23 protein-coding genes, 1 tRNA gene and 1 pseudogene are annotated in these 26,725 nt (G+C 70.8%); 4 read left to right on the top strand and 21 right to left on the bottom strand.

All coding sequences use genetic code 11. The features are described 5' to 3' along the window. Positions 1-10: 10 nt before the first annotated feature. On the bottom strand, positions 11-1,213 hold the full coding sequence (locus BKK79_RS22455; RefSeq protein WP_071038831.1) for an MFS transporter: 1,203 nt from the start codon (positions 1,211-1,213) through the stop codon (positions 11-13). A 471-nt stretch (positions 1,214-1,684) separates the two neighbouring features. On the opposite strand from BKK79_RS22455, the gene BKK79_RS22450 reads away from it, so the two are divergent. Then, positions 1,685-2,857: an FAD binding domain-containing protein gene (locus BKK79_RS22450; RefSeq protein ID WP_071038830.1), complete on the top strand. Its 1,173-nt coding sequence runs from the start codon at positions 1,685-1,687 to the stop codon at positions 2,855-2,857. A 43-nt stretch (positions 2,858-2,900) separates the two neighbouring features. Here the strand turns inward: BKK79_RS22450 and BKK79_RS22445 are convergent, their stop codons facing one another. After that, positions 2,901-3,479, bottom strand: coding sequence for an antibiotic biosynthesis monooxygenase (locus BKK79_RS22445; protein ID WP_071038829.1), 579 nt, complete (start codon positions 3,477-3,479; stop codon positions 2,901-2,903). A gap of 197 nt (positions 3,480-3,676) precedes the next feature. Next, positions 3,677-4,336 carry a carbonic anhydrase gene (locus BKK79_RS22440; protein ID WP_071018556.1) on the bottom strand — a complete coding sequence of 220 codons (660 nt, stop codon included), beginning with the start codon at positions 4,334-4,336 and terminating at the stop codon, positions 3,677-3,679. A gap of 44 nt (positions 4,337-4,380) precedes the next feature. Here BKK79_RS22440 and BKK79_RS42335 point away from each other — a divergent pair. Both BKK79_RS42335 and BKK79_RS22430 read left to right on the top strand, forming a co-directional pair. After that, positions 4,381-4,758, top strand: a pseudogene (locus BKK79_RS42335) (Rid family hydrolase); the annotation flags it as partial. Between the two features lie 111 nt (positions 4,759-4,869). Next, positions 4,870-4,946 (top strand) — tRNA-Arg (locus tag BKK79_RS22430). A 284-nt stretch (positions 4,947-5,230) separates the two neighbouring features. Here the strand turns inward: BKK79_RS22430 and BKK79_RS22425 are convergent. From BKK79_RS22425 to BKK79_RS22365, 13 genes are all read right to left on the bottom strand, one after another. Further along, positions 5,231-6,067, bottom strand: a complete 837-nt coding sequence (locus tag BKK79_RS22425; protein WP_071038827.1) for a shikimate dehydrogenase family protein — start codon at positions 6,065-6,067, stop codon at positions 5,231-5,233. A 420-nt stretch (positions 6,068-6,487) separates the two neighbouring features. Continuing rightward, positions 6,488-7,936, bottom strand: coding sequence for an NADP-dependent succinate-semialdehyde dehydrogenase (gene gabD, locus BKK79_RS22420; RefSeq protein ID WP_071038826.1), 1,449 nt, complete (start codon positions 7,934-7,936; stop codon positions 6,488-6,490). A 93-nt stretch (positions 7,937-8,029) separates the two neighbouring features. After that, entirely contained in the window at positions 8,030-8,770 is a 741-nt protein-coding gene (locus tag BKK79_RS22415) for an SDR family NAD(P)-dependent oxidoreductase (RefSeq protein ID WP_071038825.1), read from the bottom strand. 65 nt (positions 8,771-8,835) lie between these two features. Then, positions 8,836-10,251 (bottom strand): dihydrolipoyl dehydrogenase, encoded by a 1,416-nt coding sequence (gene lpdA, locus BKK79_RS22410; protein WP_071038824.1) that lies wholly within the window; start codon positions 10,249-10,251, stop codon positions 8,836-8,838. A gap of 9 nt (positions 10,252-10,260) precedes the next feature. Further along, positions 10,261-11,496, bottom strand: a complete 1,236-nt coding sequence (locus tag BKK79_RS22405; protein WP_071038823.1) for a 2-oxo acid dehydrogenase subunit E2 — start codon at positions 11,494-11,496, stop codon at positions 10,261-10,263. Position 11,497: 1 nt separating this feature from the next. After that, entirely contained in the window at positions 11,498-11,986 is a 489-nt protein-coding gene (locus BKK79_RS22400; RefSeq protein WP_071038822.1) for a VOC family protein, read from the bottom strand. 43 nt (positions 11,987-12,029) lie between these two features. After that, the gene (locus BKK79_RS22395) at positions 12,030-14,219 is read right to left on the bottom strand and encodes an alpha-ketoacid dehydrogenase subunit alpha/beta (protein ID WP_071018571.1); all 2,190 of its coding nucleotides are present in this window, start codon (positions 14,217-14,219) and stop codon (positions 12,030-12,032) included. 117 nt (positions 14,220-14,336) lie between these two features. Further along, the gene (locus BKK79_RS22390; RefSeq protein ID WP_071022235.1) at positions 14,337-15,149 is read right to left on the bottom strand and encodes an SDR family NAD(P)-dependent oxidoreductase; all 813 of its coding nucleotides are present in this window, start codon (positions 15,147-15,149) and stop codon (positions 14,337-14,339) included. Between the two features lie 20 nt (positions 15,150-15,169). After that, complete coding sequence (locus BKK79_RS22385) at positions 15,170-15,931, bottom strand: ABC transporter ATP-binding protein (protein ID WP_071038821.1); 762 nt, start codon at positions 15,929-15,931, stop codon at positions 15,170-15,172. Next, positions 15,928-16,686, bottom strand: coding sequence for an ABC transporter ATP-binding protein (locus tag BKK79_RS22380; RefSeq protein WP_071038820.1), 759 nt, complete (start codon positions 16,684-16,686; stop codon positions 15,928-15,930). The genes BKK79_RS22385 and BKK79_RS22380 overlap by 4 nt, the downstream gene beginning before the upstream one ends. Then, the gene (locus BKK79_RS22375; RefSeq protein ID WP_071038819.1) at positions 16,683-17,969 is read right to left on the bottom strand and encodes a branched-chain amino acid ABC transporter permease; all 1,287 of its coding nucleotides are present in this window, start codon (positions 17,967-17,969) and stop codon (positions 16,683-16,685) included. The genes BKK79_RS22380 and BKK79_RS22375 overlap by 4 nt, the downstream gene beginning before the upstream one ends. Positions 17,970-17,983: 14 nt before the next feature. Continuing rightward, on the bottom strand, positions 17,984-18,925 hold the full coding sequence (locus BKK79_RS22370; protein ID WP_071018579.1) for a branched-chain amino acid ABC transporter permease: 942 nt from the start codon (positions 18,923-18,925) through the stop codon (positions 17,984-17,986). 140 nt (positions 18,926-19,065) lie between these two features. Next, entirely contained in the window at positions 19,066-20,313 is a 1,248-nt protein-coding gene (locus BKK79_RS22365; RefSeq protein ID WP_071018581.1) for a branched-chain amino acid ABC transporter substrate-binding protein, read from the bottom strand. Between the two features lie 531 nt (positions 20,314-20,844). Between BKK79_RS22365 and BKK79_RS22360 the strand changes: the two genes are divergently transcribed. After that, positions 20,845-21,606, top strand: coding sequence for a FadR/GntR family transcriptional regulator (locus BKK79_RS22360; protein ID WP_269466497.1), 762 nt, complete (start codon positions 20,845-20,847; stop codon positions 21,604-21,606). Between the two features lie 50 nt (positions 21,607-21,656). Here the strand turns inward: BKK79_RS22360 and BKK79_RS22355 are convergent, their stop codons facing one another. From BKK79_RS22355 to BKK79_RS22335, 5 genes are all read right to left on the bottom strand, one after another. Beyond that, complete coding sequence (locus BKK79_RS22355) at positions 21,657-22,124, bottom strand: hypothetical protein (protein ID WP_071038818.1); 468 nt, start codon at positions 22,122-22,124, stop codon at positions 21,657-21,659. A gap of 134 nt (positions 22,125-22,258) precedes the next feature. Beyond that, positions 22,259-23,194: an SMP-30/gluconolactonase/LRE family protein gene (locus tag BKK79_RS22350; RefSeq protein ID WP_071018587.1), complete on the bottom strand. Its 936-nt coding sequence runs from the start codon at positions 23,192-23,194 to the stop codon at positions 22,259-22,261. 20 nt (positions 23,195-23,214) lie between these two features. Beyond that, on the bottom strand, positions 23,215-24,126 hold the full coding sequence (locus BKK79_RS22345) for an amidohydrolase family protein (protein WP_071038817.1): 912 nt from the start codon (positions 24,124-24,126) through the stop codon (positions 23,215-23,217). A 129-nt stretch (positions 24,127-24,255) separates the two neighbouring features. After that, positions 24,256-25,194 carry a tripartite tricarboxylate transporter substrate binding protein gene (locus tag BKK79_RS22340; RefSeq protein ID WP_157903435.1) on the bottom strand — a complete coding sequence of 313 codons (939 nt, stop codon included), beginning with the start codon at positions 25,192-25,194 and terminating at the stop codon, positions 24,256-24,258. 352 nt (positions 25,195-25,546) lie between these two features. Continuing rightward, positions 25,547-26,479, bottom strand: coding sequence for a tripartite tricarboxylate transporter substrate binding protein (locus BKK79_RS22335; RefSeq protein ID WP_071022241.1), 933 nt, complete (start codon positions 26,477-26,479; stop codon positions 25,547-25,549). Between the last annotated feature and the right edge of the window lie 246 nt (positions 26,480-26,725).

Here is a 26,725-nt window from a genome sequence, read left to right as displayed (position 1 = left end):
ACGGGCCGAATCAGCGGCGCGGGGCCAGTGCCAGCGCGGCGAGCGATACCAGGGCCAGGCCGCTGCCGGCGGCGATCACGCCATGCCAGCCGGCGTGGGCATACAGCGTGCTGGCGACTGCCGATCCGAGCGCGCCACCGGCGAAGATCGACGTCATGTACAACGCATTGAGCCGTGCGCGGCTGGCGGCATCGAGCGCGTAGATCGCGCGCTGGCCCAGCACCATGTTCATCTGCACGGCGAAGTCCAGCACGATGCCGGTCAGCGCGAGGCCGTACAGCGCGGCGTGCCCTGCGGCCAGGCCGGGCAGGAAGCTGGCGGCGGCGGCGACCATGGCGCCGAACGAGGCCAGGCGGGTATGGCCGGCATCGGCAAGACGGCCGGCGATCGGCGCGGCGATGGCGCCCAGCGCGCCGACCAGGGCGAAGATGCCGATCTGCGATTGCGACAGGCCCTGGCGGCTGGCCAGCTCCAGCGGCACGGCGGTCCAGAACAGGCTGAAGGCGGCGAACAGCAGGCCCTGGTAGAGCGCGCGCTGGCGCAGCACCGGGTAGCGGGCGAGCAGGTGCCAGAGCGAGGCGATCAGGCTGGCGTAGCTGGCACGATGCTGCGGCACGCGGCGCGGCAGGGTCATGGCGATGATGGCGACGGTGACCAGCGTCATCGCGGCCGCCGAGAAGAACACGGCGCGCCAGCCGAAGAACTGCGCCAGCATGCTCGACAGCGGCCGCGACAGCAGGATGCCGGAGAGCAGGCCGCCCATGATCGTGCCGACGGTGCGCCCGCGCAGCGCCTCGGGGGCAAGGTGCGCGGCCAGCGGGATCAGGATCTGCACGCTGACGGAACTGAGGCCGAGCAGCAGCGAGACGAGCAGGAACCAGCCCGGTTGCGACGACAGCGCGGCGCCGACCAGGCTGAGCGCGGCGGCGGCGCCGCTGAGCATCAGCAGGCGGCGGTTCTCCAGCAGGTCGGCGAGCGGCACCAGGAAGAACAGGCCGATCGCGTAGCCGATCTGGGTCAGCGAGACGATGACGCTCGCCCCCTGGGGCGAGAGCCCGATGGCCGGTGCGATCAGTTCGATGATCGGCTGTGCGTAATAGAGGTTGGCCACCAGCACGCCGGCGGACAGCGAGAACAGCGCAATCAGCGCCGGGGACATCGGCGCGGCCGCCTGGTGCGAGCCGCTGTGGAGGGAGGAGGTCGTGGTTTCCATGGCTTCGGGTTTCGGGCATCGGGGTTGGGATGTGCCGAAGCTTAGGTGGCGCAAGGCGGGCTTGGAATGAGGGCGCAGCGCAAGGTAGCGTTGCGTCCAGCACAAAGCCGCCGGCGGGACGTCGCTGCGGGTGGTGGCGCCGGGCGGGACTGGCGGTGACAGGCGGTGACTGGCGGTGACTGGCGGTGACTGGTGGTGGCCGGCGCGCGCCGGCCATGGCAAGCGGCCGGCGCCAGGGCAGGAAGCGCCGCAGGCGGTCCGTTGATGATCTATTGATCAATAAGTGCCGGCGGCGGCGCTTGCGGCGGGGTCGCCGGCCTGGCGCCGGCGCGGCGCGGCCGGTTCCGCACCGTCCTGCCCGCCCGCAGCGCAGGCGTTGCGCCGGACGCAAAGCTGTGCAGCGCTGCGTGGCGATTCTCCCGCGGCCGCGCCGCGCGTACTGTGGCCTCCGACAAAACAAGGAGGCCTGTCATGGATACCAAGCACACCCCGGCGCGCCGCGCGCTGGTCATCGGCGGTTCCCTCGGGGGACTGTTCATCGGCAACCTGCTGCGCCGCATCGGCTGGCAGGTCGACATCTACGAGCGCTCGCCGCATGCCCTCGACAGCCGCGGCGGCGGCATCGTGCTGCAGCCCGAGGTGATCGAGGTGTTCCGCCGCCTGGGCATCGATGCCGGCGAGGTCGAGCTGGGCGTCGCCTCCCGCTACCGGACCGTGCTGGAGCCGGACGGGACAGTGCGCAGCCGGCGCTTCGCGCCCCAGATGCAGACATCGTGGTCCCTGATCTACTCGCGGCTGCGCGCAGCCTTCGGCGAGGCCGGCTATCAGCAGGGCAGGACGCTGGTCGGCATCGAGCAGGATGCGGAGGCCGGCACCGTCGCCGCCCGCTTTGCCGACGGCAGTGTCGAGACCGGCGACCTGCTGATCGGCGCCGACGGCGGCAACTCGACCGTGCGCCAGCAGATCTGGCCCGAAGCGCGGCCCTCGTATGCCGGCTACCTGGCCTGGCGCGGGCTGGTCCCGGAGTCCTGCATGCCGGAGTCGACACGCCAGATGCTGGCCGGCGATTTCGGCTTCGCCAACAACCGGGGCTCGCACATCCTCGGTTATCTGGTGCCGGGCGAGCACAACGACACGCGCCCTGGCCACCGCTTCTACAACTGGGTCTGGTACCGCGTCGCGGACGCACGCATGCTCGCTGCCGTGATGACCGACCGCAATGGCAAGGCGCGCGGCTACTCGGTGCCGGAGGGCCTGCTCGACGAGCGCTGGCTCGCCCATCTCCAGCAGGATGCCGAGGCCCTGCTGCCCGAGCCCTTCCGCGCGATCGTCACGGCGACGGAGCAGCCGTTCGCGCAGGCCATCCGGGACCTGGCTTCCGAACACATGGTGTCCGGCCGCATCGCGATCCTGGGCGACGCCGGCTCGATCCCGCGTCCGCATACGGCGGCCAGCACGTCCAAGGCGGCGGCCAATGCGCTGGCGCTGGCGGATGCGCTGCAATCTGCGTCGGCCGATATCGCCGCGGCGCTGGCGCGCTGGGAGCCGGCCCAGGTCGCGTATGGGAAGGCCTTGCGGCGCCAAGGTACCGAGACCGGCAACCTGCTGTTGTTCCACGGGGCCGCCACGGCCGGTGCTGTCTGAGCGCGGGTGCCGGGGCCGGCCGGCTCGGCCCGCCGCGCGCCGCTTACTTGAACAGCCAGGGCGCGACGAGCCGCGTATAGCGCGGCATGACCACATAGACCATCAGGAACACGATGGCCGCGGTCACGGCCGCCTTGTTCACGAAGGCGTCGTGGTCGAAGCCGAGCTGCCCGAGCAGCGGCAGGACGCCCCATGGCACGGAGATGCTCAGCGGCAGGATGGCGCTCCAGGTGACGAGCCACTGCTTCCACGCGGTCGGGACCTTGACCGGCGCGTGTTTCGGCGTGAACCAGAAATCGAGCCCGGTCTTGATCTCGTAGCGGTCGCCCTGCCGCAGCGCGGGGCCCATGTCGGCGATGTGCCGGCGGCGCTCATCGGATTCCATCCAGGCGCTGAGGCTGTGGAAGTCGGCGAAGCGGACGATGGTCGCGTACTCGCGGCTGCCGCCGGCCGGACGGATCACGTCGGTGCTCAGGTAGCCGGGGAATTTCGACGAGGCGGCGCGGATGTCCGCCAGCCACGCCTCGTACTGCGCGACGGCGTCGGGCGCCACGTCATGGACGATGATGCTGGTGACGATTTCCTGCGGCGCTTCCTGCGGCATGGGGGCGGTCGGGTTCATCGCGCTTCCGGTGGGTGGCGGAGGCCGGCGGCGCGAGGCGGCGCCGTGGCCGAAGCGCTCCATCTTACGCGGAAAGCGGCGGGGCCGCGGTGCCCGTCACCGCGGGGGCGCTGAAGCGGAAACGGCTGCTGAAGCGGATGCCGTCTCGTGCGAGACGGCTGCAGGCGTCGGTGGCCTGTTCCCGGGCGGGAAGGCTGTCACACCTGTCCGCGATTGCGCGAAGACACGGCAACGGTGGTCGGCGACTCGGCGAGCGGTACGAAGCGGCGCGTCTTGCCATCGAGCGCATCGATGCTGCCGGTCTCGATATCGTAGACCCAGCCGTGCAGGCTCATGCGTCCCTGTTCGAGCGCCAGCGCCACCGATGGATGGGTGCGCAGGTTGGCCAGTTGCGCGATCACGTTCTCACGCACGAGGCCATCGAGCTTGGCGCGAGGCGTATCGAACTGATGGGCCGCATTGATGGCTTTGGCCGCATCGGAGTGGCGCAGCCAGTTCGCCACCGCCGGCAGGTGGTCAAGGCAGGTGCAGCGCGAGATCGCGCCCATCGCGCCACAGTCCGAATGCCCGCAGATCACGATATCGCGCACGCCCAGCACCGCCACCGCGTACTCGACGGTGGCCGACACGCCACCGGGCTCCGGGCCGTACGACGGCACGATGTTACCCGCGTTGCGGATCACGAACAGCTCGCCCGGCTCGCGCTGGGTGAGCAGCTCAGGCACGACGCGGCTATCCGAACAGGTGACGAACAGTGCCTTTGGGTTCTGTGTCGTGGCGAGCTGTTTGAACAGCTCGACCCGTTGCGGATAGACCTCGCGCTGGAAGCGCAGAAAGCCGTCGATGATGTCACGCATGGCGTCCTCCCGATTCGAATGCTCGATACTGGCATGGTCGTTCGATACGCTGCCATGCCGGTGCGGCCCAGATTATCGCCGATGTCGGGCCTCCCGGGGCACGGGGACCCGCCCCGTTCCGGCGCACTGCCGGCGGCCTTGTCTTCATCTCCGGCCAGGTCGGCATCCGCCCGGACGGCACGGTGCCCGATAGCGTGGAGGAGCAGATCGAGCTCGCCTTCCGGCGCCTGGGTGCGGTCCTGGCCCACGAGGGGCTGGGTTTCGAGGACCTGGTCGAGCTGGTCTCCTACCACGTCCGGATCGACGAACAGCTCGGCGCGTTCCGGGAGATCAAGGCGCGCTGCATCACGCGCGAATTCCCGGCCTGGACGATCCTCGGCGTGGCGTCGCTCGCGCGGCCGAACCTGCTGGTCGAGATCAAGGCGGTCGCGGCTGCCTGGGTCCACGGCGGCCGCGACGCGGACCGCATCGCAGGGCGATCGACGAAAGTACTTGCCTTTTTCCGTGGTTCAGTTATAGTCACGTCCTCGCGTGCGGCTGTAGCTCAGTTGGATAGAGTACTTGGCTACGAACCAAGGGGTCGTGGGTTCGAATCCTGCCAGCCGCGCCACCTATTCTCAGGATGTAGCAGATGGACGGCCTGGAAGCCTCAAGCTTCCAGGCCGTTTTTTTATGCGCCCGCGCCGGCCGGGGTGCGGCCCCGGCGGCAAGGAAAAGCGCCGTCCGCGCTGCGGCGGCGGACGGCGCAAGCTGCGGCAGATCAGCGGAATCGCCACAGCGGACTGGATCGTAGCCGCGCGCTGCGCCGCCGATTGCAAACAATGATGTCCGCCCGTCGCCGCGTGCCGTGCGCAGCATCCCGCCGTTGCCGAAAGTCCACGCCGCGCAGCGGCTTCAGTCCGCCGGGCCGAGGATGCGCTCCACGCATTCCGCGCGCAGCGGCACGCCCAGGAAGCGCGCGATCTCGACGATCTGCCCATACAGCATCCATTGCCCGTGATGGATGGCGCAGCCGCGTGCGCGTGCCGCCCTGAGCAGCGGCGTCTCCTCTTCCCGCATCACCGCCTCGCAGACGAGGGTCGACGCATCGAGGCGCTCTGCCGCGAGCGGCAGCGGGTCGCTGTCGCGCAGGCCCAGCGCGGTGGCATTGACGACCACGTCGAAGCCGGCGGGATCGTCGCCGCCGGCGCGGATGTCGACGCCGGGCACCGCCGCGCGCAGGCGCGCGGCCAGCTCCTGCGCCTTGTCGGCCGAGCGGTTGTGGATGACCAGCTCGGCCGGCCGCTCGCGCGCCATGGCATAGGCCATCGATTTGCCCGCGCCGCCCGCGCCGAGCTGCAGCACGCGCTTGCCGGCCAGCGCGTGGCCACGTTCGCGCAGGCCGGCGACAAAGCCGTCGCCATCGAAGTTGCCCCCGCTCCAGCAGCCCTTGTCGCGGTCGAAACGCATGGCATTGACCGAGCCGACCAGGCGCGCCGTGTCGCTCAGCGCGCCGCAGGCGGCCACTACGGCTTCCTTGTGCGGCACGGTGACGACCAGTCCGTTCAGGCTCTGGATCGCGCGGGCGCCGTCGAGGAAAGCGGCCAGTTCCTCGGGGGCGACGTGGAAGGGCACGCAGACCGCGTTGAGGCCCTGCCTGGCGGTGGCGGCATTGAACAGCTGCGGGGTGCGGACATGGGAAACCGGCGCGGCGACGATGCCGACGAGTTGGGTGTTGCCGTCGATCTGCATGGTGTGGTTGGCGTTGGTTGGGTGATGCTGCCGTGGTTGGGAGGGTTGTCGGTGGAGGAATTGGTGATGCGGGCGCCGAGGGCTTCGTTGGTTTGCTCGCGTGCTGGATCGTGCTGAGGGCTTCGTTGGTTTGCTCGTGTGCTGGATCTCACCGAGGGCTTCGCTGGATGTGGTGCCTTGCTAGACCACCCCTCTCCCCCGCCCTCTCCATGCGGGGAGAGGGAGCCAAGACACTATGCTTGGTGTGCGGTGCTGGTGCATCTCGTTTCGGCTTCGTTCAGCGCGACGGGGTTTGCACCGCGCCGGTTCGCTCCCCTCTCCCGCCTGCGGGAGAGGGGCCGGGGGAGAGGGCAGGCGCCAGCGTCGCGCCCAGGCCCGTATCCGGGATGATGGTGCCTGCCAGCGGCACCAGGCACCCCCTCAGATCCCCGCCATGCACGTGTACTTCACGACCAGGTAGTCCTCGATGCCGAAGTGCGAGCCTTCGCGGCCGACGCCTGACTGCTTGACGCCGCCGAACGGTGCCACTTCGTTCGAGATCAGGCCGGTGTTGACGCCCACCATGCCGTACTCCAGCCGTTCGGAGACGCGCCACACGCGGCCCAGGTCGCGTGCGTAGAAGTAGCTGGCGAGGCCGAATTCGGTGTCGTTGGCCATGGCCACCACCTCGTCCTCGGTGTCGAAGCGGAACAGCGGCGCCACCGGGCCGAAGGTCTCTTCGCGCGCCACCAGCATGCCGGGCTTGACGTCGGCCAGCACGGTGGGCTCGAAGAAGGTGTGGCCGAGCGCGTGGGGTCTGCCGCCGGAGAGCACGCGCGCGCCCTTGGAGACGGCGTCGGCGATGTGTTCCTCGACCTTGGCCACCGCCTTGCCGTCGATCAGCGGCCCGATGCGCACGCCGTCGTCCATGCCGTTGCCCACCTTGAGCGCGGCGACCGCGGCCACCAGCTTCTGCGCGAAGGCGTCATAGACCTTGCTGTGCACGTACAGGCGGTTGGCGCATACGCAGGTCTGGCCGGCGTTGCGGTACTTGGAGACGATGGCGCCTTCGACCGCGGCATCGAGGTCGGCGTCGTCGAAGACGATGAAGGGGGCGTTGCCGCCCAGTTCCATCGATACCTTCTTGATGGTGGAGGCGGTCTGCGCCATCAGCTCGCGGCCCACTTCGGTGGAGCCGGTGAAGGTCAGCTTGCGCACCAGCGGGTTGTGGCTCAGCTCGCCGCCGATGGCGGCGGCCGAGCCGGTCACCACCGACAGCACGCCGGCGGGGATGCCCGCGCGCTCGGCCAGCACGGCCAGCGCCAGCGCCGACAGCGGCGTCTGCGAGGCCGGCTTGAGCACCATGGTGCAGCCGGCCGCCAGCGCGGGGCCGGCCTTGCGCGTGATCATGGCGGCGGGGAAGTTCCACGGCGTGATGGCGGCGCACACGCCCACCGGCTCCTTGGTGACGACGATGCGCTGGCTGCTGATCGGCGCCGGGATGGTCTCGCCGTAGACGCGCTTGCTTTCCTCGGCGAACCACTCGATGAAGGAGGCCGCATAGGCGATCTCGCCGCGCGACTCGGTGAGCGGCTTGCCCTGCTCGGCGGTCATGATGGCGGCGAGGTCGTCCTGGTTGGCGAGCAGCAGCTCGAACCACTTGCGCAGCAGCGCCGAGCGCTCCTTGGCGGTGCGCGCGCGCCAGGCGGGCAGGGCGCGGTTGGCGGCCTCGATGGCCTGGCGGGTTTCCTCGGCGCCGAATTGCGGCACCTGGGCCACGTGCTCGCCGGTAGCGGGATTGAGGACGGCGATATGGCGTGCGCCGTCGACCCAGCGGCCGTCGATATAGCACTGCTGGCGCAGCAGGGAGGGGTCTTTGAGCGTGAGCATGATGGGATTCCTTGGCGACGATGAGAGTGGGGGCGCTGCAAGGTGACCGGTGCCCGCGCGGCGGCGGGCTCCGCTTCGATTCTACTGCCGGCGTCAGCCGGCGATGTAAAGGCCGCCGTTGACGTGCAGCACCTCGCCGGTGATGAAGCTGGCGGCCGAGCTGCACAGGAAGCCGATCGCGGTGGCGATCTCGCGCGGCTGGCCGAGGCGCTTGAGCGGCGTCTGCTCGACCGAGTCGGCGCCGCGCTTCTGGATCAGATCGGCCGTCATCGGCGTGGCGATGATGCCGGGCGAGACCGCGTTGACCCGCGTGCGCGGGCCCAGCTCGCGCGCGAGGCTGCGCGTCAGGCTCAGCAGGCCGCCCTTGGAGGCCGAATAGTGTGCGTTGTAGTAGGCCCCGCGGTGGGCGGCCACCGAGGTCAGGTTGACGATGGCGCTGCCCTCGCGCAGCGCCGGCATGGCGCGGCGCACCAGGTAGAACACGCCGTCGAGGTTGATCGACAGCGTGCGCCGCCATTGCTCGTCGCTCATGCCGTCGACCGGCTGGGCCTCGTACAGGCCCGCCGACGGCACCAGGAAGTCGATGCCGCCGAAGCGTTCCTGCGCCAGCGCCACGGCGCGTGCGCTGTCGCCGGGATCGGCCGCGTCCATGCGCAGCGTGGCGACGCGCTCGCCGGCGGGGTCGAGCTCGCGCGCGAAGGCGGCGAGGCCGCCCTCGTCCAGGTCGGTCAGCACCAGGCGCGCGCCGTGCGCGTGGAACAGGCGGGCGGTCTCGCGGCCGATGCCGCCGTTGGCGCCGGTCAGCAGCAGGGTGCGTTGGTCGAAGTCGTACATGGTGTCTCCTGGATAGGGTTGTCTGTGGCGCAGGTGTCGGTCGCGCGGCTCGGGGCCCGGGCCGCTCAGATGTGCAGGGCGCGGCCGTACGCCGCCAGCACGGCTTCGTGCATGGCTTCCGACAGGGTGGGGTGGGGCAGCACGGCTGCCATCAGGTCGGCCTCGGTGGTTTCCAGCGTCTGCGCGATGGCATAGCCCTGGATCATCTCGGTCACTTCCTCGCCGACCATGTGGGCGCCCAGCAGCTCGCCGCTGGCGCCGTCGAACACCACCTTGACGAGGCCGGCGGTGGCGCCCATGGCGATGGCCTTGCCGTTGCCGACGAAGGGAAACCTGCCCACCTTGACCTCGCGCCCGAGCGCGCGCGCCTGGGCCTCGGTCAGGCCCACGCTGGCCACCTGCGGGTGGCTGTAGGTGCAGGCCGGGATGCGCGCGGGATCGAGCGCGTGCGGATGCAGGCCGGCGATGTGCTCGACGCAGATCACGCCTTCGTGGCTGGCCTTGTGCGCCAGCCAGGGCGGACCGGCCACGTCGCCGATGGCGTACAGGCCGGGCTCGCCGGTGCGGCCGAAGCCGTCGGTGACGAGATGCGTCTTCTCGACCCTGGCCGCGGTGTGCTCCAGGCCGAGGTCTTCCACGTTGCCGACGATGCCGGCCGCCACCAGCACCACGTCGGCTTCCACGCGCGTGGCGGTGCCGGTACGCGGCTGCAGCGTCAGCGCCCAGCCTTCGCCGTGGCGCTCGGCGCGCTCCAGCGCCGTCGCCACGTGCAATGCGATGCCGTCGCGCTTGAGGCTGGCGGCGACCTGGGCCGAGATCTCCTCGTCCTCCACCGGCAGGATGCGCTCGGCCATTTCCACCACCGTGACTTCGGCGCCGACGGCGCGGTAGAAGCTGGCGAACTCGATGCCGATGGCGCCGGCACCGACGATCAGCAGGCGGCGCGGCAGGCTCGGCGGCGCCAGCGCCTCGCGGTAGCTCCACACCGTCTTGCCGTCGGCCGGCAGCGCCGGCAGCTGGCGCGCGCGCGCGCCGGTGGCAAGGATGATGTGCGGGGCCGACAGGGCCTGGCGGCCGCCGTCGGCCCCGCTCTCCGCCCCGCCCTCTACCTCGAGCCGGCCGCGGCCGGCCAGGCGGGCGTGGCCGCTGATCACCGTCACGCCGTGCTTCTTCATCAGGTGGGTCACGCCCTTGTTGAGCTGGGCGGCCACCGCGCGCGAGCGCGCCACCATGGCCGGCAGGTCGGCGCTGGCGCTGCCGGCGCGCACGCCGAAGGCGGCCGCGCCATTGACCAGGCGCAGCACATCGGCCGAGCGCAGCAGCGCCTTGGTCGGGATGCAGCCCCAGTTCAGGCAGACGCCGCCGAGCTGCGCTTTTTCCACCAGCGCGGTCTTCATGCCCAGTTGCGCGGCGCGGATGGCGGCCACGTAGCCGCCGGGGCCGCCGCCGACGACGACCAGGTCGAATGCGGATGCAGTCACGTCGCGTCCTCAGATCAACATTGACAAGGGGTTTTCCACCAGCCGCTTGAACGCGGCCAGCCACTGCGCGGCCAGCGCGCCGTCGATGGCGCGGTGGTCGGCCGACAGCGTGCAGCGCATGACCTGGCCGGGGCGCAGCTCGCCGTCTTCCACCACGGGCACCGCCTGGGTGGCGCCGACCGCCAGGATGGCGGCCTGCGGCGGATTGATGATGGCCGAGAACTCGCTTACGCCGAACATGCCCAGGTTGCTGACGCTGAAGCTGCCGCCCTGGTATTCCTCGGGGCGCAGCTGCCCGGCGCGGGCACGCGCGGCGAGGTCGGCGATCTCGGCGCTGATCACCGACAGCGGCTTGCGGTCGGCGCCGCGCACGATGGGGGTGATGAGGCCGGTCCCGGTCGACACGGCCACCGCCACGTCCGCCTCGCGGTAGTGGCGCATCGCGCTGTCGGTCCAGCCCACGTTGGCCTCGGGCACCTCGCGCAGGGCCACCGCCACCGCGCGCACGATGAAGTCGTTGACGGAGATCTTGCGCGCGGCCCCGGCATTGACCTGCGCGCGCAGCGCCAGCAGCGCTTCCATGCGGCAGTCGGCCACCAGGTAGAAGTGGGGAATGGTGGCCTTGCTTTCCGACAGGCGCCGCGCGATGGTGCGGCGCATATTGCTGTGCGGCACCTCGGTGAAAGCGGCATCGGCGGGCAGCGCGGCGGCACTTGTGCTTGCTGCCGGCACGGCAGCGCCGGCGGAGGCGGCCGGGGCAGCGGCCGGAGCCACCGGCGGGCGGCCGCCTTGCGCGGCCTGCTCCACGTCGCGCTTGACCACGCGGCCGTTGGGGCCACTGCCGCGCAGCGCGGCGAGGTCGACGCCGAGCCGGGCCGCCAGGCGGCGCGCGAGCGGGCTGGCGAACACGCGGGACGAGGGCGCGGCGGCCGCAGCGGCCGCCGTCGGGGTCGCGCCACCACCGCCGGCGGCGGCGATCAGCGCGTCGATATCGATGGCGCTCTCGCCGTCGACCAGCAGCACGCCGATGGGCGCGCCGACCTCGACCTCCTGGCCGGCGGCGACGAGGCGGCGGCCCAGCACGCCGGCCGCGTCGGCGTTCAGCTCGACCACCGCCTTGTCGGTCTCGATCTCGGCGACGCAGTCGCCCACGGCGACCGTCTCGCCTTCTTCGCGGGTCCACGCCTGCAGCGTGGCATGGGTGGCATTGGCCGCCACCTCGGGCATGCGCAGCAGAATCGCCATGTCAGTGCGCCTCCGCCGGGAACAGGTCGGGCCGGTAGGCCGCGATGTCGTCGTACTGCACGAACTCCAGCACATTGCCTTCGGGGTCGTGGCAGAAGGCCAGCCAGGTGCCGGCGCGGACTTCGACGCGCCGGGGCCCGGTCAGCAGGCGTGCGCCGGCGGCGGCCAGCCGCTCGACCACGGCCTGGAGGTCGTCGACGATGAAGGTCAGGTAGCTGGCGTTGGCCTTGTCGAGGATATAGCCGGGCACCGCGGCGTGCGCCGGCGGCGTGGCCGGGGCCAGCAGCTTGACGCGCTCGCCGCGCGGCGTCTGCAGGCGCACGGCGGTGTAGCCGTCGCGGTGCATGGCGGCCTGCGCGGCGGCGGCCGCCGGCACCTGCACCTCGCTGACGAAGGCGAGGCCGAGCACCTGCTCGTAGAAGCGGCGCATCGGAGCGAGGTCGCGCACGGCGATGCCGACCTCGAGGGGAACGATCATGTTCAGGGTCATGGGGAAATCCTTGGCTGCATCGATGGGTCGGGGCAGGCGCGCATCAGGCGGCGCCCTGGTCGCGCATCACCTGGCGCAGGCCGGCGGCCACTTCCTCGGTGCGCGCCGCGGCGGCGCGCTCCAGCACCTTGGAGATGCTGGGCGCCGCTTCGGCGCCGGTCACGCGCTGCACCGGCTGGTCCAGCCAGTCGAAGCAGCGGCGCTGGATCTCGTCGGCCAGCCAGCCGCCGTAGGAGGTACCGCGCGCGCCCTGCTCGACGATCAGCACATTGTTGGTCTTGCGGATGCTGGCCTCGATGGTGTCCCAGTCGAGGCTGGCGCGGTCGAGCCAGCGCAGGTCGATCACCTCGGCGTCGACGCCGGTCTGCTCCACCGCTTCGAGCGCATGGCCCACCATCGACAGGTAGGCGATCACGGTCACCGCGGCACCCTGGCGGCGCAGCGCGGCCTTGCCCACCGGCAGGTGGTAGTCGAGGTCATCCACCGGGCCCGTGCCCGAGCTGTTGTACAGGTCGACGTGCTCGATCACCAGCACCGGGTCCTTGCAGGCCAGCGCGGTGTTCATCAGGCCGACGTAGTCGAAGGGACTGGACGGCGCGACGATGCGCCAGCCCGGGCAGGTGGCGAAGATGCCGGCCGGGTCCATCGAGTGCTGCGAGCCGTAGCCGGTGCCCATCGCCACCTTGGTGCGCAGCACCAGCGGCACGTCGCTCTCGCCGCCGAACATGTGGCGCGCCTTGCCGATCTGGTTGAAGACCTGGTCGGCCGCCACCCACATGAAATCGGGGTACATGAACTCGACCACCGGCTTGAAGCGGCCATCCAGCGCCATGCCGCCGCCCAGGCCGACGAAGGCGTTCTCGCTGATCGGCGTGCCGAGCACGCGCGCCGGGAAGCTGTCGCGCAGGCCGCGCGTGGCGCCGTTGGTGCCGCCCTTGAGACGGTGCACGTCTTCCCCCATCACCACCACCGAGGGATCGGCCTGCATGCGCCGGTGCATGACGTCGGCCACCACGTCGATGAACTTGCGCGTTTCCAGCTTGCCGCCGAAGCTGTCCTGCTCGGCGTAGCGCAGGCCCTGCAGCTCGCGCAGGTCGCTGCGGATGCCGACGTCGCGGAAGTCCGGGCTGGGCCACAGCTCGGGGCGGATGCGGCGCTTGCCCGGCTTGCCCGAAGGATCGGCCTCGGTCAGCGCGGCGGCGGCCTCGCGCATGGCCTGCTTGACGCGCTCGCGCAGCGCGGCGATCTCTTCGGCGCTGACCAGGCCGCGCTCCTGCATGCGGCGCGCCATCAGTTCGAGCGGGTCGCGCGCGCGCCATTGCTGTTCCTCTTCCTTGCTGCGGTAGCCGAAGGCGCTGCCGGGGAAGGGGCCGTTCTGGTGGAAGAAGCGGTACAGGTCGGCCTCGATGATGGTCGGGCCCTTGCCGGCGCGCATGTGCGCCAGCGCTTCCTGCGTGGCCAGGTGCACGGCCAGCGGATCCATGCCGTCGACCTTCCAGCTGGGGATGTTGAAGGCCAGTCCGCGTGCGGACAGGCGCGGCTCGGCGGTCGATTCCTCCACCGTGGTCGACACCGCGTAGCGGTTGTTCTCGATGAAGAAGCACAACGGAAGCTGCCACGCCGCCGCCAGGTTCATGGTCTCCAGCACCGAGCCGATGTTGACCGCGCCGTCGCCAAAGTAGGTGATGGCCACGGCGTCGGTGCCCGCGTGCTTGTGCGACCAGGCCGCGCCGGCGGCCATCGGCACGCCGCCGCCGACGATGGCGTTGGTACCGAGCGCGCCGGCCTCGGCCCACTGCAGGTGCATGGAGCCGCCGCGGCCCTTGCAGAAGCCCTGCGCCAGGCCGAGGATCTCGGCCAGCGTGCGCTGCAGCAGGGTCTGCACCGCCGGCGCCAGCGGCGCGCGCGGGTCGAGGCCGGCCGGGGCCAGGTAGCCGAGCGCCTTGGACAGGAACTGGTGGTGGCCGCGGTGCGAGCCGTTGATCTGGTCGGCGCCGCTCAGCGTGACCAGCGAGCCGGCGGCGCCGCCTTCCTGGCCGATGCTCGAATGGGCCGGGCCGTGGACCAGGCCCTCGGCGGCCAGCTCCAGCACGGCTTCCTCGAAGCCGCGGATCAGGTGCATATGGGTGAGCAGCGAGCCCAGCAGGGCAGGGTCGGCGCGCGCCCAGTCTTCGTCGGTGGCGCGCAGTTCCACCCATTCGGCGGCGGGGCGCAGGGTGCTACGTTCAGACATGAAGGAATCCTCGTGGTCCAGTGGTTCTTGCGATGCGCCGCACTGCGGCGCGTCGTGTGGTGTGGTGTGGTGTCTTGTCGTCTCGGGTGGCCCCGGGGCGGCTCGGGGCGCCCGCGTTCAGAAGCCGTCGGCGGTCCAGCCGCCGTCGGAGACCAGCGCGTGGCCGGTGATGAAGGCGGCGGCGTCGGAGGCGAGGAAGAGCGCCACTTCGGCCATCTCTTCCGGCGTGCCGAAGCGGCGCAGCGGCGTGCGCGCCAGCAGGGCCTCGCCGTCCATGGCGCCGCGCGCCAGCAGCGAGTCGACCAGCGCGGTGCGGGTGTAGCCCGGGCACACCGCGTTGACGCGGATGTTGTGCTCGGCCCATTCGGCCGCCAGCGACTTGGTCAGCGACACCACGCCGGCCTTGGCCGCGCAATAGGCCAGGCGCCGGGCCGACGAGGCCAGGCCCCACATCGAGGCGGTGCTGAGGATGTTGCCGCCGCCCTGGCGCACCATGCGGCGCGCCGCGGCCTGCGTGCAGAAGAAGACGCCGCTCAGGTCGATGTCGATGGCGCGGCGCCAGTCGTCCGGCGTCAGCTCCAGCGAGGGCTTGTTCATCGAGATGCCGGCGTTGTTGAGCAGCACGTCGATGCGGCCGAAGCGCGCCTCGGTGGCGGCGCAGGCGGCCTCGACCGCCTCGGGGTCGGTGATGGAGGCGCGCACGGTCTCCACCTCCACGCCGGGATGGGCGGCCTCCAGCTCGGCCTTGGCGGCGGCCAGGCCGCCGGCGTCGAGGTCGAGCAGCATCAGGCGCGCGCCGTGGCGGGCGAAGCCGTGCGCCATGGCGCGGCCGATGCCGCTGGCGGCGCCGGTGTCGAGCACGACCTTGCCGGCCAGGCCGGGATAGCGGGCGGGCGCGAACGGCTGGGCGTCGGGATATCCGTGCTGCATGCCTTGCGGTTGTGCGGTGTTCATACGGCGAGCCAGTCCTTCATCAGTTGAGTGTTGGCGGTGAGTTGCGCGGGCGTGCCTTCGTAGACGATGCGGCCATGGCCCATCACGCAGACGCGGTTGGAGACCTTGAGGGCGATGGCCAGCTTCTGCTCGACCAGCACCACCGAGACGCCGCGGCGGTGGATATCGGCGATGGCTTCGCCCACCACCTGCACGATCTTGGGCGCCAGCCCTTCGGTGGGCTCGTCGATCAGGATCAGCAGCGGGTTGCCCAGCAGCGAGCGGCACATGGTGAGCATCTGCTGCTCGCCGCCGGACAGGCTGCCGGCCTTGGTGTTGCGCCGTTCCTTCAGGCGCGGGAAGTAGTCGAACATCTGCTCGACCGTCCACTTCGGCGCGCCCTGCTGGGCACGCTGCTCGCCCATGCGCAGGTTCTCGTCGACGCTCAGGTTGGCGAACACCTCGCGTTCCTCGGGCACGAAGGCGATGCCGCTGCGGCAGATGGCATAGGGGGCGGCGCCGGCGAGATCGCGCCCGCGCAGCTGGATCCGGCCCGCGCTGGGCGGCACCAGGCCCATGATGGCCTTGAGCGTGGTGGAGCGGCCGGCGCCGTTGCGTCCCAGCAGGCTGACCACCTCGCCCTGCTCGACGTGGAAATCGACGCCGTGCAGGATGTGGCTCTTGCCGTAGTGGGCGTGCAGTCCTTCCACCGACAGCAGCGGTGCGCCGGCGTGCCGGACGCCCTGCCCGCTGTGTTGTTGTCCGATACCTGCGCTCATGCGGCGGCCTCCTCGCCCAGATAGGCTTCCTTGACGCGTGGGTTGTTGCGGATCTCCTCCGGGCTGCCGGTGGCGACGATCTCGCCGTAGACCAGCACGCTGATACGGTCGGACAGCGAGAACACCACGTCCATGTCGTGCTCGACGATCATCAGCGTGCGCCCTTGCGACAACTCGCGGATCAGTCCGGCGGTGTAGTCGGTTTCCTCCTGCGACATGCCGGCCATCGGCTCGTCGAGCAGGATCACCTTGGGGTCCGAGGCCAGCGTCATGGCGATCTCCAGCGAGCGCTGCTCGGAGTAGGACAGCTCGCCGGCGACGGTGCCGGCGCGGGCGCCCAGCCGCACCTGGTCCAGCAGCTGCATGGTCTCGTCGCGCACCGCGCGCAGGCGGTTGACGAAGCGCCACAGCACGTACTGCAGGCCGTGCCGCCGCATCACGGCGAGGCGCACGTTCTCGAACACGCTGAGGCCGGCGAAGATATTGGTGATCTGGAAGGAGCGCGCCAGCCCGCGCCGGTTGATCTCCTGCGGCGACAGGCCCTGGATGGCGGCGCCGTCCAGCAGCACCTGGCCGCCGCTGGCGGGCAGGCGGCCCGAGATCAGGTGGAACAGGGTCGATTTGCCGGCCCCGTTGGGACCGATCAGCGCGTGGCGTTCGCCGGCGCGCACCTCGAGATCGACGCCGCGGATGATGTCGACGTCGCCGAAGGATTTGCGCAGGCCGCGCAGCGAAAGGATGGCTTGCGGGTTCATGCCGGATTCCTGTGGGCGTTGGCGGAAGGCCGGGCCGGGGCCGCGGCGGCATCGGCCGCGTCCTTGACGCGCAGCCAGGCGCCGTTGGCGAGGCGGGCGAGGAGCACGCCGGCGGCCAGCAGCGCGGCGGGCACCAGCCAGGTGAACGGAGAGAGCGGGTCCCAGTCGCGGCCGAACAGCGGGATCGGCGGCAGGCCGCCGCCGGCGAGGGCCGCCATCGCGCGGTAGTCCTGCGAGAAGGCGCGCTGCAGCATCTCCACCGTGAAGACCGTGCCGGCCGCCAGCAGCAGCGCGCCCAGCACGAAGGCCAGCGCGAGCGGCAGCATGCGGCGCAGGCCGTGCGTGCGGCAGTTGGCCAGCAAGGACTGCACCAGGCCGGCCAGCCCGGCCGGCACGAACAGCATCACCAGCACGAACAGGATGCCCTGGTAGAGCAGCCAGGAGCGCGTCAGGTCGGACACGGCGTAGCCGAAGAAGGTCATGGCCGCCGCGCCGAGCGCGGGCCCGAGGAACAGCTTGACGCCGCCGATGTAGCTGTTCAGCACCACCGCGGCGGAAGCCGAGGCATCGAACACCACGTAGTTGGCCGCTTCCATATTGATGGCCTGCAGGCCGCCGGCGACGCCGGAGAACATCGCGGACACGGCGAACACCAGCACGCCGAGTCGGTGCACGTCATAGCCGAGGAAGCGCAGGCGGTTGGCGTTCTCGCGCAGGCCCAGCGTGAGCCGGCCGACCGGCGTCAGCGTGTACAGGTAGAGCAGGCCCAGCGACAGCAGCACCCAGGCCAGGGTCAGGTAGTAGACCTGCGTGCTGTCGCCGAAGCTGAAGCCCCAGGCCGGCATGCGCATGGTGGAGATACCCGCCTCGCCGCCGAACCAGCCGGCCAGGTGGGGCGCCAGCGCATGCAGCAGCTCGGCCAGGGCCAGCGTGATCATGGCGAAGTAGACGCCCGCGCGCTGGGTGGCGAACCAGCCGGCCGCCAGGCCCGCCAGCAGGCCCATGGCGCCGCCGGCCAGCGGCAGCAGCGGCGTCGGCAGCAGGCCGTTGCCGCCGAAGGCGTTCATCGCGTGCACGGTGGCGAAGGTGCCGATGCCGAAGTAGGCGGCGTGGCCGAACGACAGCATGCCGCCCTGGCCGCTCAGCAGGTTGAAGGCCGCGGCGAACAGCACCGCGATCAGCATCTGGATCGAGGCGTTGACCAGGGCCGGGGAAAGCACTGCGGGCAGCGCGGCGAGGGCCGCGACGGCGAGCAGCAGGAGGGTTTTCTGGATCGGGGTCATGCGGGCTCCGTGGCTTATTCCTTCTCGCCCATCAGCCCGGACGGGCGGACCAGCAGGATCAGCAGCATCAAGGCGAAGGGGATGGTGGCGGACAGGCTCGACAGCTTGAGCGTGAGCAGGCCGCCCACCTGCTCGGCCCATTCGCGCAGGCCGGCCAGGGCCAGCAGGTCGGCCAGGCTGCGGTCGACGCCGACCGACAGCGAGGTGATCAGGCCGATCAGCAGCGAGGCCAGCATGGCGCCGCCGAGCGAGCCGAGGCCGCCCACCACCACCACCACGAACACCATCACGCCGAGCTCCAGCGCCATGTTCGGGTTGGTGGTGTAGAAGGCGCCGGCCACCGCGCCGGCCAGCCCGGCCAGCGCGGCGCCGACGCCGAACACGCCCATGAAGACCAGCGGCACGTTATGGCCGAGCGCCTCGGCCATGCGCGGCTTGTAGATGGCCGAGCGCACCACGATGCCGACGCGGGTGCGCGTCAGCAGCAGGTAGATCAGGCCGAACATGGCCAGCGCGATGCCGCCCATCAGGATGCGGTAGAAGGGATAGGCGGTGGCGCCGAGCTGGAAGGCGGCGAAGTCGAGCGCGGGCGGCACGCGGTAATCGACCGGGAAGTTGCCGAAGAAGAGCTTGATCAGTTCGGCGATGATGAAGGACAGGCCGAAGGTCAGCAGCAGTTCGTGCGCGTGGCCGAAGCGGTGCACGCGGCGCAGGAAGAAGCGCTCGACCGCCACGCCGGCCAGGCCGACCAGGATGGGGGAGACCACCAGCGCGGGCCAGAAGCCGAGCACGCCCTGCAGCGTGTAGGCCAGGTAGGCGCCGAGCATGTAGAAGGAGGCGTGCGCGAAGTTCAGCACGCCCATCATGCCGAAGATCAGCGTGAGGCCGGCCGATACCATGAACAGCAGCAGGCCGTAGATCGCGCCGTTGAGCAGCGAGACGATGAAGTATTCCATGAGGCTTCCTGGGCTTTCGTAAGGACGAGCGGGTCCTGTGCGCGGCGCTGCCATCGACCTGCGGGCGGACGGCGCGCGGCGCGCATGCCGGGCCGCGCCACGGATGGCGCGGGCCGGTCAGCGTTGCGGGAAGAGGGCGATCAGCCGGGGCGCTGCATCTTGCAGCTCGCCTGCGGCGGCGTGGCGGCGTCGGCCGCGGAGAAGGCCTTGACGGGCTTAAAGCCCAGGTCGGTGCCGTCGACCTTGAACTTCGCCTCCTTGCTGACCACCGACACCACCATCGGCAGCAGCACCTGGTGGTCGGCCGCGCGCATGCTCATCTCGCCCAGCGGGGTCTTGACCCTGGCCTTTTCCAGCGCCAGCGCCAGTGCCTTGGTGCTGAGCCTGCCGCCCTCCGGCTTGACCGACTTCAGCGCCTCGCCCAGCATCTCGATGCCGAAGATCGACTGCGGCTCGATGAAGACCGGCAGGTGGCCTTCCTTGGCCTTGAAGTCGTTGGCGAGCTTCTCGCCGTCGGCGCCGCCCGCCTCGGCATTGAAGGGGTGCGCGACATAGTGGCCGAGCGCGACCTCGCCGGCATTGCCGACGTTGCCGGGCTGGTCGAGGAAGACGGTGGCGAAGCGGGTCTTCAGGCCGGCCGCCTTGGTCGCCTTCATCAGCAGCAGCAGGTCGTTCGACCAGTTGCCGGTGATCACGGTATCGGCCTTGGCGGCGGCGATCTTGGCCACGTAGGGCGAGAAGTCCTGCACCTTGTTGACGTCGTGCAGCGTCTTGTCGACCACCGTGTAGCCGCCCAGGCTGGCGTAGTCGCCGATGGCCTTCTGCATGTCGGCGCCCCAGGAGTAGTTCTGGTTGATCGAGTACACGCGCGATCCCAGCGCGTTCAGCGGCTTCATCGCGGCGACCAGCGCCTTGACGCGGATCTGCGCGTTGGTGGCGAAGCGGAAGTGGTAGAAGTGGCACTTCTCGCCGGTCAGCTCCATCGCCTCCCCACCCAGGTTCAGGTAGAGGATTTCCTTGCCCGGATTGCGCAGGTTGAACTTGCGCACGTCCTCGGTGATCTGCCCCGACACGGCGGAGGACGATCCCTGCATGACGATCTGCGCGCCATCGGCCACCGCGGCCTTCAGCTTGTCGGCGGCGCCGGCCGGGCCGCCCTGGTTGTCGTACTCGACCAGTTGCAGCGGCTCGCCGTTCCAGCCGCCGGCCGCGTTGAGCCGGTCGATGGCGAAGCGCGCCGCGGCGCGGAACATCAGCCCGGTCGATGCCTGCGGCCCGGACAGGGTCTCGACCAGCGCGATCTTCACCGGGGCCGCCGATGCCGTGCCTGCCAGCAGGGAAAGTGCCGCTGCCGCGAGCAAAGGACGGGAAATACGGCTACCGCTCATGCATGTCTCCTTGATAGTTGGGCCATCCGGATGCGCCTGGCGGCGTCATCCCTTTATTTGTCCGACGATTATTGGTCTGACAGTTATAAAAGTGGTCAGACAGGTTTACTATAGGGAGTCGGGCGGGAGGCGTCAACGGCGGAAGGGGCGTCTTCGGGTTTCCACTGATAGCGGAAAACACAGGGAAATACGGGGAAAATCATGCATTCGCCCTGGCCTGCGGGTTTGCCGCGAGCGGTCGCGAGCGCAGCCCGCAGGGCCGGCGCCGGCTGCCGTGGCTGCCCCGGAGAGCGGGGGTGGCGCCCGGGGCAAGACGTGCTACATTGACCTGTAAGGCCAGTTGCCGGCCTATCTCGCCGGCCTATCTCGCCGGCCTATCTTGTCGGCCTATCTTGTCGGCCTGCCTGTCGGCCTGCCTGTCGGCCTGCCTGTCGGCCGGGCGGAACCGGGCACAGAACGTACGGAGACGTACGGGACCAGACGAAAGACGAACACGTACAGAGCGCGCCAGGCGGCGCGAGGGAGAGAACCGTGAGCAAGACCGTGCCAGAACCGGCACCGAGCGGCGCCGAGCGCGCGACAAGCGTGATGTTCCATCCGGAGGCCAAGCACCTGCCGGACGAGATCGCGCGGCGGCTGAGCCAGGCCATCCAGGCGGGGGAGTTCGCCGTCGGCGACAGGCTGCCGAGCGAGCGCCTGCTGTGCGAGCAGTTCTCGGTGAGCCGCGCGGTGGTGCGCGAGGCCTTGTCGCAGCTGAAGTCCGAAGGCCTGGTGGAATCCAAGGCCGGCAGCGGCGTGTTCGTCATCGAGCGCAGCCAGCGCCAGGCCTTCCGCATGCAGGACGTGGCGATCGACGAGAAACACTCGCTGTCGATGGTGATGGAGCTGCTGGTCACCATCGAGGTGGCCGCCACCCGCTTCGCGGCGATGCGCCGCACGCCGGAGGACCTCAAGCGCATCCGCCGCGCGCTGGTCGGCATGGAGTACGAGATCGCCAATGACCGGCTCGGCGACGACGAGGATTTCGCCTTCCACCAGGCCATCGTCGATGCCACCCACAATCCGCACTTCCGCGCCCTCAGCGAGCACCTCGAGCACGGTGCGCGCCGGCTGATCCGGCAGGCGCGCAGCAATACCAAGAGCCGCCACGCGGACCTGGTCGAGGCGGTGCAGGAAGAGCACAAGCGGATCTACGATGCCATCGTCGCGGGCGATGCCGAGCGCGCGGCGGAGGCGGCGGAATCCCACCTGCGCAACGCCGCCAAGCGCCTGAACATGTACCTGAAGGGATAGCGCGGCCGTCGCGCTTCCCGGCCCCGATCAAAGCAGCGAGGTGCGGGGCGCTACAGCTTCTGCGCCGCGGCCAGGGTGAAGATCCTGGCCCAGCGCAGCGCTTCCTTGCGCGAGGCCATGGGGATCTGCCACAGCGGCCGGGCATTGTGCTCCAGGCGCAGCGCCAGCGACCACTTGCCGTCCGCGCCGCCGGGCTCGGCGCCGGCGATATCCGCGAAGATGAAGCGCGAGCGCGCTTCGTGCAGCGTCAGCAGGCCATGCTTGTGCTCGGCGTCGACGCGCACGCTGCCCCAGGGGCCTTCGAGCGTCAGGATGCGTTCTCCCTTGACCGTGGTGCCGTGGATGCTGCGGTAGCGCCGCACCAGGCCGGCGACCAGCGCCGCCAGCAGCGCGGCGGCCGCCAGCACGGCGCCGGCGCCGGCCAGCGTGCCGAAGGCCGAGGCCACCGTCAGGTACAGGCGCACGGCGCCGTAGACCAGGGCGCCGAGCATGGCGAGGACGAGCAGGATGATAGGCACGATCGGATTCCGTCGGGAACGTGGCCGGCCCGCGCAGGCAGGGGCGCCGGCCGCGCATGGGCGCATGAGTGCGGGGCGCGGCGATTCTAGCAGTGCCCGCCGTGCCTTGCCGGCGCCTGCAGGGGGCAGCCGCTTCAGGCCCCCCGCGCGGCCGGCGCGCCACGGTGCAGCGGCAGCCCCGCCGCCGGCATCCCGGCGCGCAGGATGCGGCCGTGCGTCGAGTCGGTGACGTAGAGCGTGCGCCTGTCCTCGCCGCCGAAGGCCAGGTTGGTGGTGGAGCTGCCCGGCGTGCCGCGCAGGACCTCGACCGGCTCGGCGCGCCCGTTGAGCACCCAGACGTAGCCCAGCCCCGGGTTGGCCACCAGCAGGCGGCCCTCGGCGTCCACGGCGAGGCCGTCCGGACCGCTGGGGCCGTAGGAGGTGAAGAACTGCCCCACCTTGGCGACGCTGCCGTCCGCCAGCAGCGGCACGCGCCACACGCAGTTGCCGCGCGTGACGGCGAGGTAGAGCACGCGCTCGTCGGGCGACAGTGCCACGCCGTTCGGGCTCGGCACGTTGGCCAGCAGCAGGTCGAGCCGCCCGTCCGGCCGCAGGCGGTAGAGGCGGCCCGACGGGTCGTGCAGGCCGCTCTGGCCCTGGTCGGTGAAATAGAGGTTGCCGGCGCTGTCGAAGACGAGGTCGTTGACGCCCTTGAAGCGCTCGCTGTTGCGCCGCTCCAGCCAGGGCGCCACGCGCCCGCTGGCGAGGTCGAGGCGCATCAGCCCGTTCTTGTAGTCGGTGATCAGCAGCGTGCCGGCATCGAGGAACTTCATGCCGTTGGGCTCGCCGTCGTATTCGGCCACCAGGGTCCAGCAGCCCTGCGGGTCGATGCGGAAGACGCGGCCCCAGGGGATGTCGGTCACGTAGAGGTGGCCCGCGTCGTCGAACACCGGGCCTTCGAGGAAGGAATCGGCGACGGCGCCGCCGCGGTTGGCGTCGGCCCACTCGCTGCGCTCGCGGCGGCGGAAGGACTCGGGCATGGCCGTGAAGCATTCGAACTCACGGACCTGGGGGGCTTGCAGCAGAAACATGGCTTGGCTTCCTTGGCGCTTCACGCGGCGGGCTCGAATCCGTACAGGCGCGCCGGATTGTCCACCAGGATGCGTTCCAGCGCGGCGGCCGAGCCGGCCCACGCATGCAGCAGGTCCATCAGGTCGGCATCGTTGACCGTGCCCGCGGCCTCGGTGGTGTGGGGCCAGTCGCTGCCCCATACCAGCCGTTCCGGCACGGCCTGTACCAGGGCCCGTCCCAGCGGCAGCGTGTCGGCGTAGCTCGGCCCGTGCACGGCCGAACGCATGTAGGCGCCCGACAGCTTGACCCACGTGCTGCCGCGCTCGAGCAGGCGGCGCAGCGCCGCGTAGGCCGCGCCCGCGGTGCCCTCGGCCGGGTCGATGCGGGCCAGGTGGTCGACCACCAGCGGCACCGGCAGCGCCGCCAGCACGGGTTCGAGCGCCACCAGTTGCTCGGGATGGACGAAGACCTGGATATGCCAGCCCAGCCGCGCGGCCTTGCCGGCCAGCGTGGTGAGCATGGCGGCCGTGGTCTCGCCCCACGACTGCGGCGTGACGAAATTCACCCGCAGGCCGCGGATGCCGCGCGCGTGCAGGCGGTCCAGTTCGTGCTCGGCCACCTCGTGGCCGACCACCGCCACGCCGCGCGCGCAGTTGCCGAGCTGGTCCAGCGCGTCGAGCGTGCAGGCATTGTCGGTGCCGTAGGTGGACGGCGTGACCACTACCGCGCGCGCGGTGCCGAGGCGCGCCTGCAACCGCCGGTAGGCGGCCACGTCGGCATGCGGCGGCGTGCGCCGCCAGTGCGGCGACGGCGCGAAGCGCGGGTCGAAGATGTGCATATGGCTGTCGCAGGCCAGCGCGGGCACGGCCTGCGCCGGCCGGTTGAGGCCGGCGGAGTGCGGCACGGCGGAATCGCCCGGCACGGGATCCAGAGGGGGGCTGGTGGCGAACATGGGTGTGGCGTGGCAGGGGTCTCAGGAATCTCAGGAATCTCGGAATCTCGGAATCTCGGAATCTCGGAATCTCGGAATCTCGAGGGGCGCAGGAGTTGCAGGAGTCGCAGGGACCGGCGCCCCGGTGGCTCAGTCCAGATGGATATTGCCCTGGCGCACGACCGTTGCCCACTTGCTGTCTTCCTTCTTCAGGAAGGCGGCAAAGTCGGCGGGCGAGGAGCCCACCGGCTGCGCTCCCAGGTCGGCCAGGCGGCGCTTGACGTCTTCGTCCTCCAGCGCGTCCACCACGGCCTTGTGCAGGGTACCGGCGATGGCGGGGGGCGTTCCCGCCGGCAGGAAGATGCCGTTCCACTCGTAGGCTTCGTAGCCGGGAATGGCCGCCTCGGCCACCGTGGGCACGTCGGGCAGGCGCTTGGAGCGGACCGGCGCGGATACCGCCAGCGCGCGCAGCTTGCCGCCCGCGATCAGGGGATAGGAGGCGGCCACGGTGCTGAACATGAAGTCCACCTGCCCGGCCATCACGTCCGAAATCGCCGGCCCACCGCTCTTGTACGGCACATGCACCATCTCCAGGTGGAGCCGCTGGCGGAACAGCTCGGCCGCCAGGCGCTGCACCGTGCCGCCGCCGCCCGAGGCGAAATTGAGCTGGCCCGGCTGCGCCTTCGCCCTGGCGACCAGGTCACCGACGGTCTTGAACGGCGAGTCGGCCTTGACGATCAGGATGTTCGGCGCCAGCAGCACCAGCGACAGCGGCTGCAGCGCCTGGCTCGCATAGGGCATCCTCGGGAACAGGTGCGGATTGATGGAGTACGGCGTGGCATCGTACAGCAGGGTGTAGCCGTCGGCGGGTGCCTTGGCCACGAAGGCCTCGCCGATGGTGCCGCTGGCGCCCGCGCGATTGTCGACGATCACGCTGCGGCCCAGCCTGGCGCTCATGCGGTTGGCCAGCAGGCGGGCCACGGCATCGGCGGCGCCGCCGGGCGCGTAGGGCACGACGATGGTGATCGGGCGTTCGGGATAGGCCGCGTGCGCCGCGGGGAGGGCGAGGCAGGCCAGCGCGGCCAGCATGGTCCCCATGGCCTGCAAGGCGCGCCGGGCGCGCGGATAGGATGGAAAGCGCTTCATTGTCGATGTCTCCAGTTGCCGGCGAGCGGTGGCGACCGCCTGGGCCGCGACGATGGTGTTGGCGCCGGGTTTGTTGTCGACCACGAAGGGTTGGCCCAGCGCGCGGCTGGCATAGTCGGCGAAGGCGCGCGCCACCACGTCGGCCCGCCGGCGGCGAAGCCTGCCACGAGGCGCACCGGCCTGGCCGGATAGGTGCCGGCCTGCGCCAGGCAGGCGCCGGACACGGCCAGCAGGAGCGCGGCCAGGGCCTGGCCGGCGCGGTGGCCACGATGTCGCTTGTCCATGGCAGGGGCCCTCATTCCAGGTGGATGCCGCTGGTGCGGATCACGCCGGCCCACTTGCCGGTCTCCGCCTTGACGAACGCGTCGAATTCGCGCGCGCTCGAGCCCACGCCCTGCACGCCCAGTTCCGCGAAGCGCTGCCGCATGCCCGGGCTGGCGACGCTGGCGCGCGTCTCGGCCTCCAGGCGCGCGATGATCGCGCCAGGCGTGCCGGCCGGCGCGAACAGGCCGTTCCATTCGTGCGCCTGGAAGCGCGGCAGGCCGGCTTCGGCCATCGTCGGCACCTGTGCCCAGCCCTGGCCGCGCTCGGCCGAGGTGATGGCCAGGGCGCGCAGCTTGCCGCTCTTGACGAGGGGGCCGCTGGCGGTGGTCGCGCTGAACATCAGGTCGACCTGGCCGCCGATGAGGTCGGTCAGGGCCGGCGCTCCACCGCGGTACGGGACATGGGTGAGCGAGATCCGCGCGGCCTGCTGAAACAGTTCGCCCGCCAGGTGCTGCGCGCCGCCGTTGCCGGCCGAGGCGAAGGTGAGCTTGCCGGGACGGGCCTTGGCCGCCGCGATCACGTCGGCCAGGGTCTTGAACGGCGAGGCGGCGGGCACCACCAGCAGCAGGGGGGCCTGGTTGACCAGCGAGATCGGCGTGAAATCCTTGGCCGCATCGAACTGCAGGCTGGGGAACAGGCTCGGGTTGACCGTGAAGGCGGTGGCATCGAGCAGCAGCGTGTAGCCGTCCGGCCGGGCCTTGGCGACCGCCGTCTCGCCGATGGTGCCGCTGCCGCCCGGCCGGTTGTCCACGACCACCGGCTGGCCCAGGCGGCCGGCCAGCTGGGTGGCCAGCAGACGGGCCGTGTTGTCGGCGTTGCCGCCGGCCGGATAGGGGACGACCAGGCGGATCGGCCGCTCGGGCCAGGACTGTGCCTGCGCCGGCGCGGCGCCCAGCGCCAGCATGGCCGCCGCCAGGGCGGCCAGCGAGGCCAGGGAAGCGATGGCGCGCAGGATGCCGGCGACGGGGCCGTCCGGCGAGGTTCGTGGTATCAAAGTTGTCTCCTTTCGGGGCGCCGGCCGTGCGGCCGGCGCCCATATTGCGCTTTCGGTTGCGCTTCCAGTTGCACTTCTCATTGCGCTTCTAGTGCTTCGAGCACTTCGGACACGCCGAGTGCCTCGTGTGCTTCGCGCGTCTCTGGTACTGCGGGT

It is taken from the genome of Cupriavidus sp. USMAA2-4, from assembly GCF_001854305.1.
Lineage (GTDB): Bacteria > Pseudomonadota > Gammaproteobacteria > Burkholderiales > Burkholderiaceae > Cupriavidus > Cupriavidus malaysiensis.
Note: the sequence above shows the minus strand (reverse complement) of the source record. Positions and strands in the feature narration are given on the sequence as shown.

Coding starts and splice junctions, on each gene's coding strand:
- BKK79_RS22455 (WP_071038831.1), bottom strand. CDS start 1,213: ATGGAAACCACGACCTCCTCCCTCCACAGCGGCTCGCACCAGGCGGCC.
- BKK79_RS22450 (WP_071038830.1), top strand. CDS start 1,685: ATGGATACCAAGCACACCCCGGCGCGCCGCGCGCTGGTCATCGGCGGT.
- BKK79_RS22445 (WP_071038829.1), bottom strand. CDS start 3,479: ATGAACCCGACCGCCCCCATGCCGCAGGAAGCGCCGCAGGAAATCGTC.
- BKK79_RS22440 (WP_071018556.1), bottom strand. CDS start 4,336: ATGCGTGACATCATCGACGGCTTTCTGCGCTTCCAGCGCGAGGTCTAT.
- BKK79_RS22425 (WP_071038827.1), bottom strand. CDS start 6,067: ATGCAGATCGACGGCAACACCCAACTCGTCGGCATCGTCGCCGCGCCG.
- gabD (WP_071038826.1), bottom strand. CDS start 7,936: ATGCTCACGCTCAAAGACCCCTCCCTGCTGCGCCAGCAGTGCTATATC.
- BKK79_RS22415 (WP_071038825.1), bottom strand. CDS start 8,770: ATGTACGACTTCGACCAACGCACCCTGCTGCTGACCGGCGCCAACGGC.
- BKK79_RS22405 (WP_071038823.1), bottom strand. CDS start 11,496: ATGGCGATTCTGCTGCGCATGCCCGAGGTGGCGGCCAATGCCACCCAT.
- BKK79_RS22400 (WP_071038822.1), bottom strand. CDS start 11,986: ATGACCCTGAACATGATCGTTCCCCTCGAGGTCGGCATCGCCGTGCGC.
- BKK79_RS22395 (WP_071018571.1), bottom strand. CDS start 14,219: ATGTCTGAACGTAGCACCCTGCGCCCCGCCGCCGAATGGGTGGAACTG.
- BKK79_RS22390 (WP_071022235.1), bottom strand. CDS start 15,149: ATGCAGCACGGATATCCCGACGCCCAGCCGTTCGCGCCCGCCCGCTAT.
- BKK79_RS22385 (WP_071038821.1), bottom strand. CDS start 15,931: ATGAGCGCAGGTATCGGACAACAACACAGCGGGCAGGGCGTCCGGCAC.
- BKK79_RS22380 (WP_071038820.1), bottom strand. CDS start 16,686: ATGAACCCGCAAGCCATCCTTTCGCTGCGCGGCCTGCGCAAATCCTTC.
- BKK79_RS22375 (WP_071038819.1), bottom strand. CDS start 17,969: ATGACCCCGATCCAGAAAACCCTCCTGCTGCTCGCCGTCGCGGCCCTC.
- BKK79_RS22370 (WP_071018579.1), bottom strand. CDS start 18,925: ATGGAATACTTCATCGTCTCGCTGCTCAACGGCGCGATCTACGGCCTG.
- BKK79_RS22365 (WP_071018581.1), bottom strand. CDS start 20,313: ATGAGCGGTAGCCGTATTTCCCGTCCTTTGCTCGCGGCAGCGGCACTT.
- BKK79_RS22350 (WP_071018587.1), bottom strand. CDS start 23,194: ATGTTTCTGCTGCAAGCCCCCCAGGTCCGTGAGTTCGAATGCTTCACG.
- BKK79_RS22345 (WP_071038817.1), bottom strand. CDS start 24,126: ATGTTCGCCACCAGCCCCCCTCTGGATCCCGTGCCGGGCGATTCCGCC.
- BKK79_RS22340 (WP_157903435.1), bottom strand. CDS start 25,194: ATGCTGGCCGCGCTGGCCTGCCTCGCCCTCCCCGCGGCGCACGCGGCC.
- BKK79_RS22335 (WP_071022241.1), bottom strand. CDS start 26,479: ATGCTGGCGCTGGGCGCCGCGCCGGCGCAGGCACAGTCCTGGCCCGAG.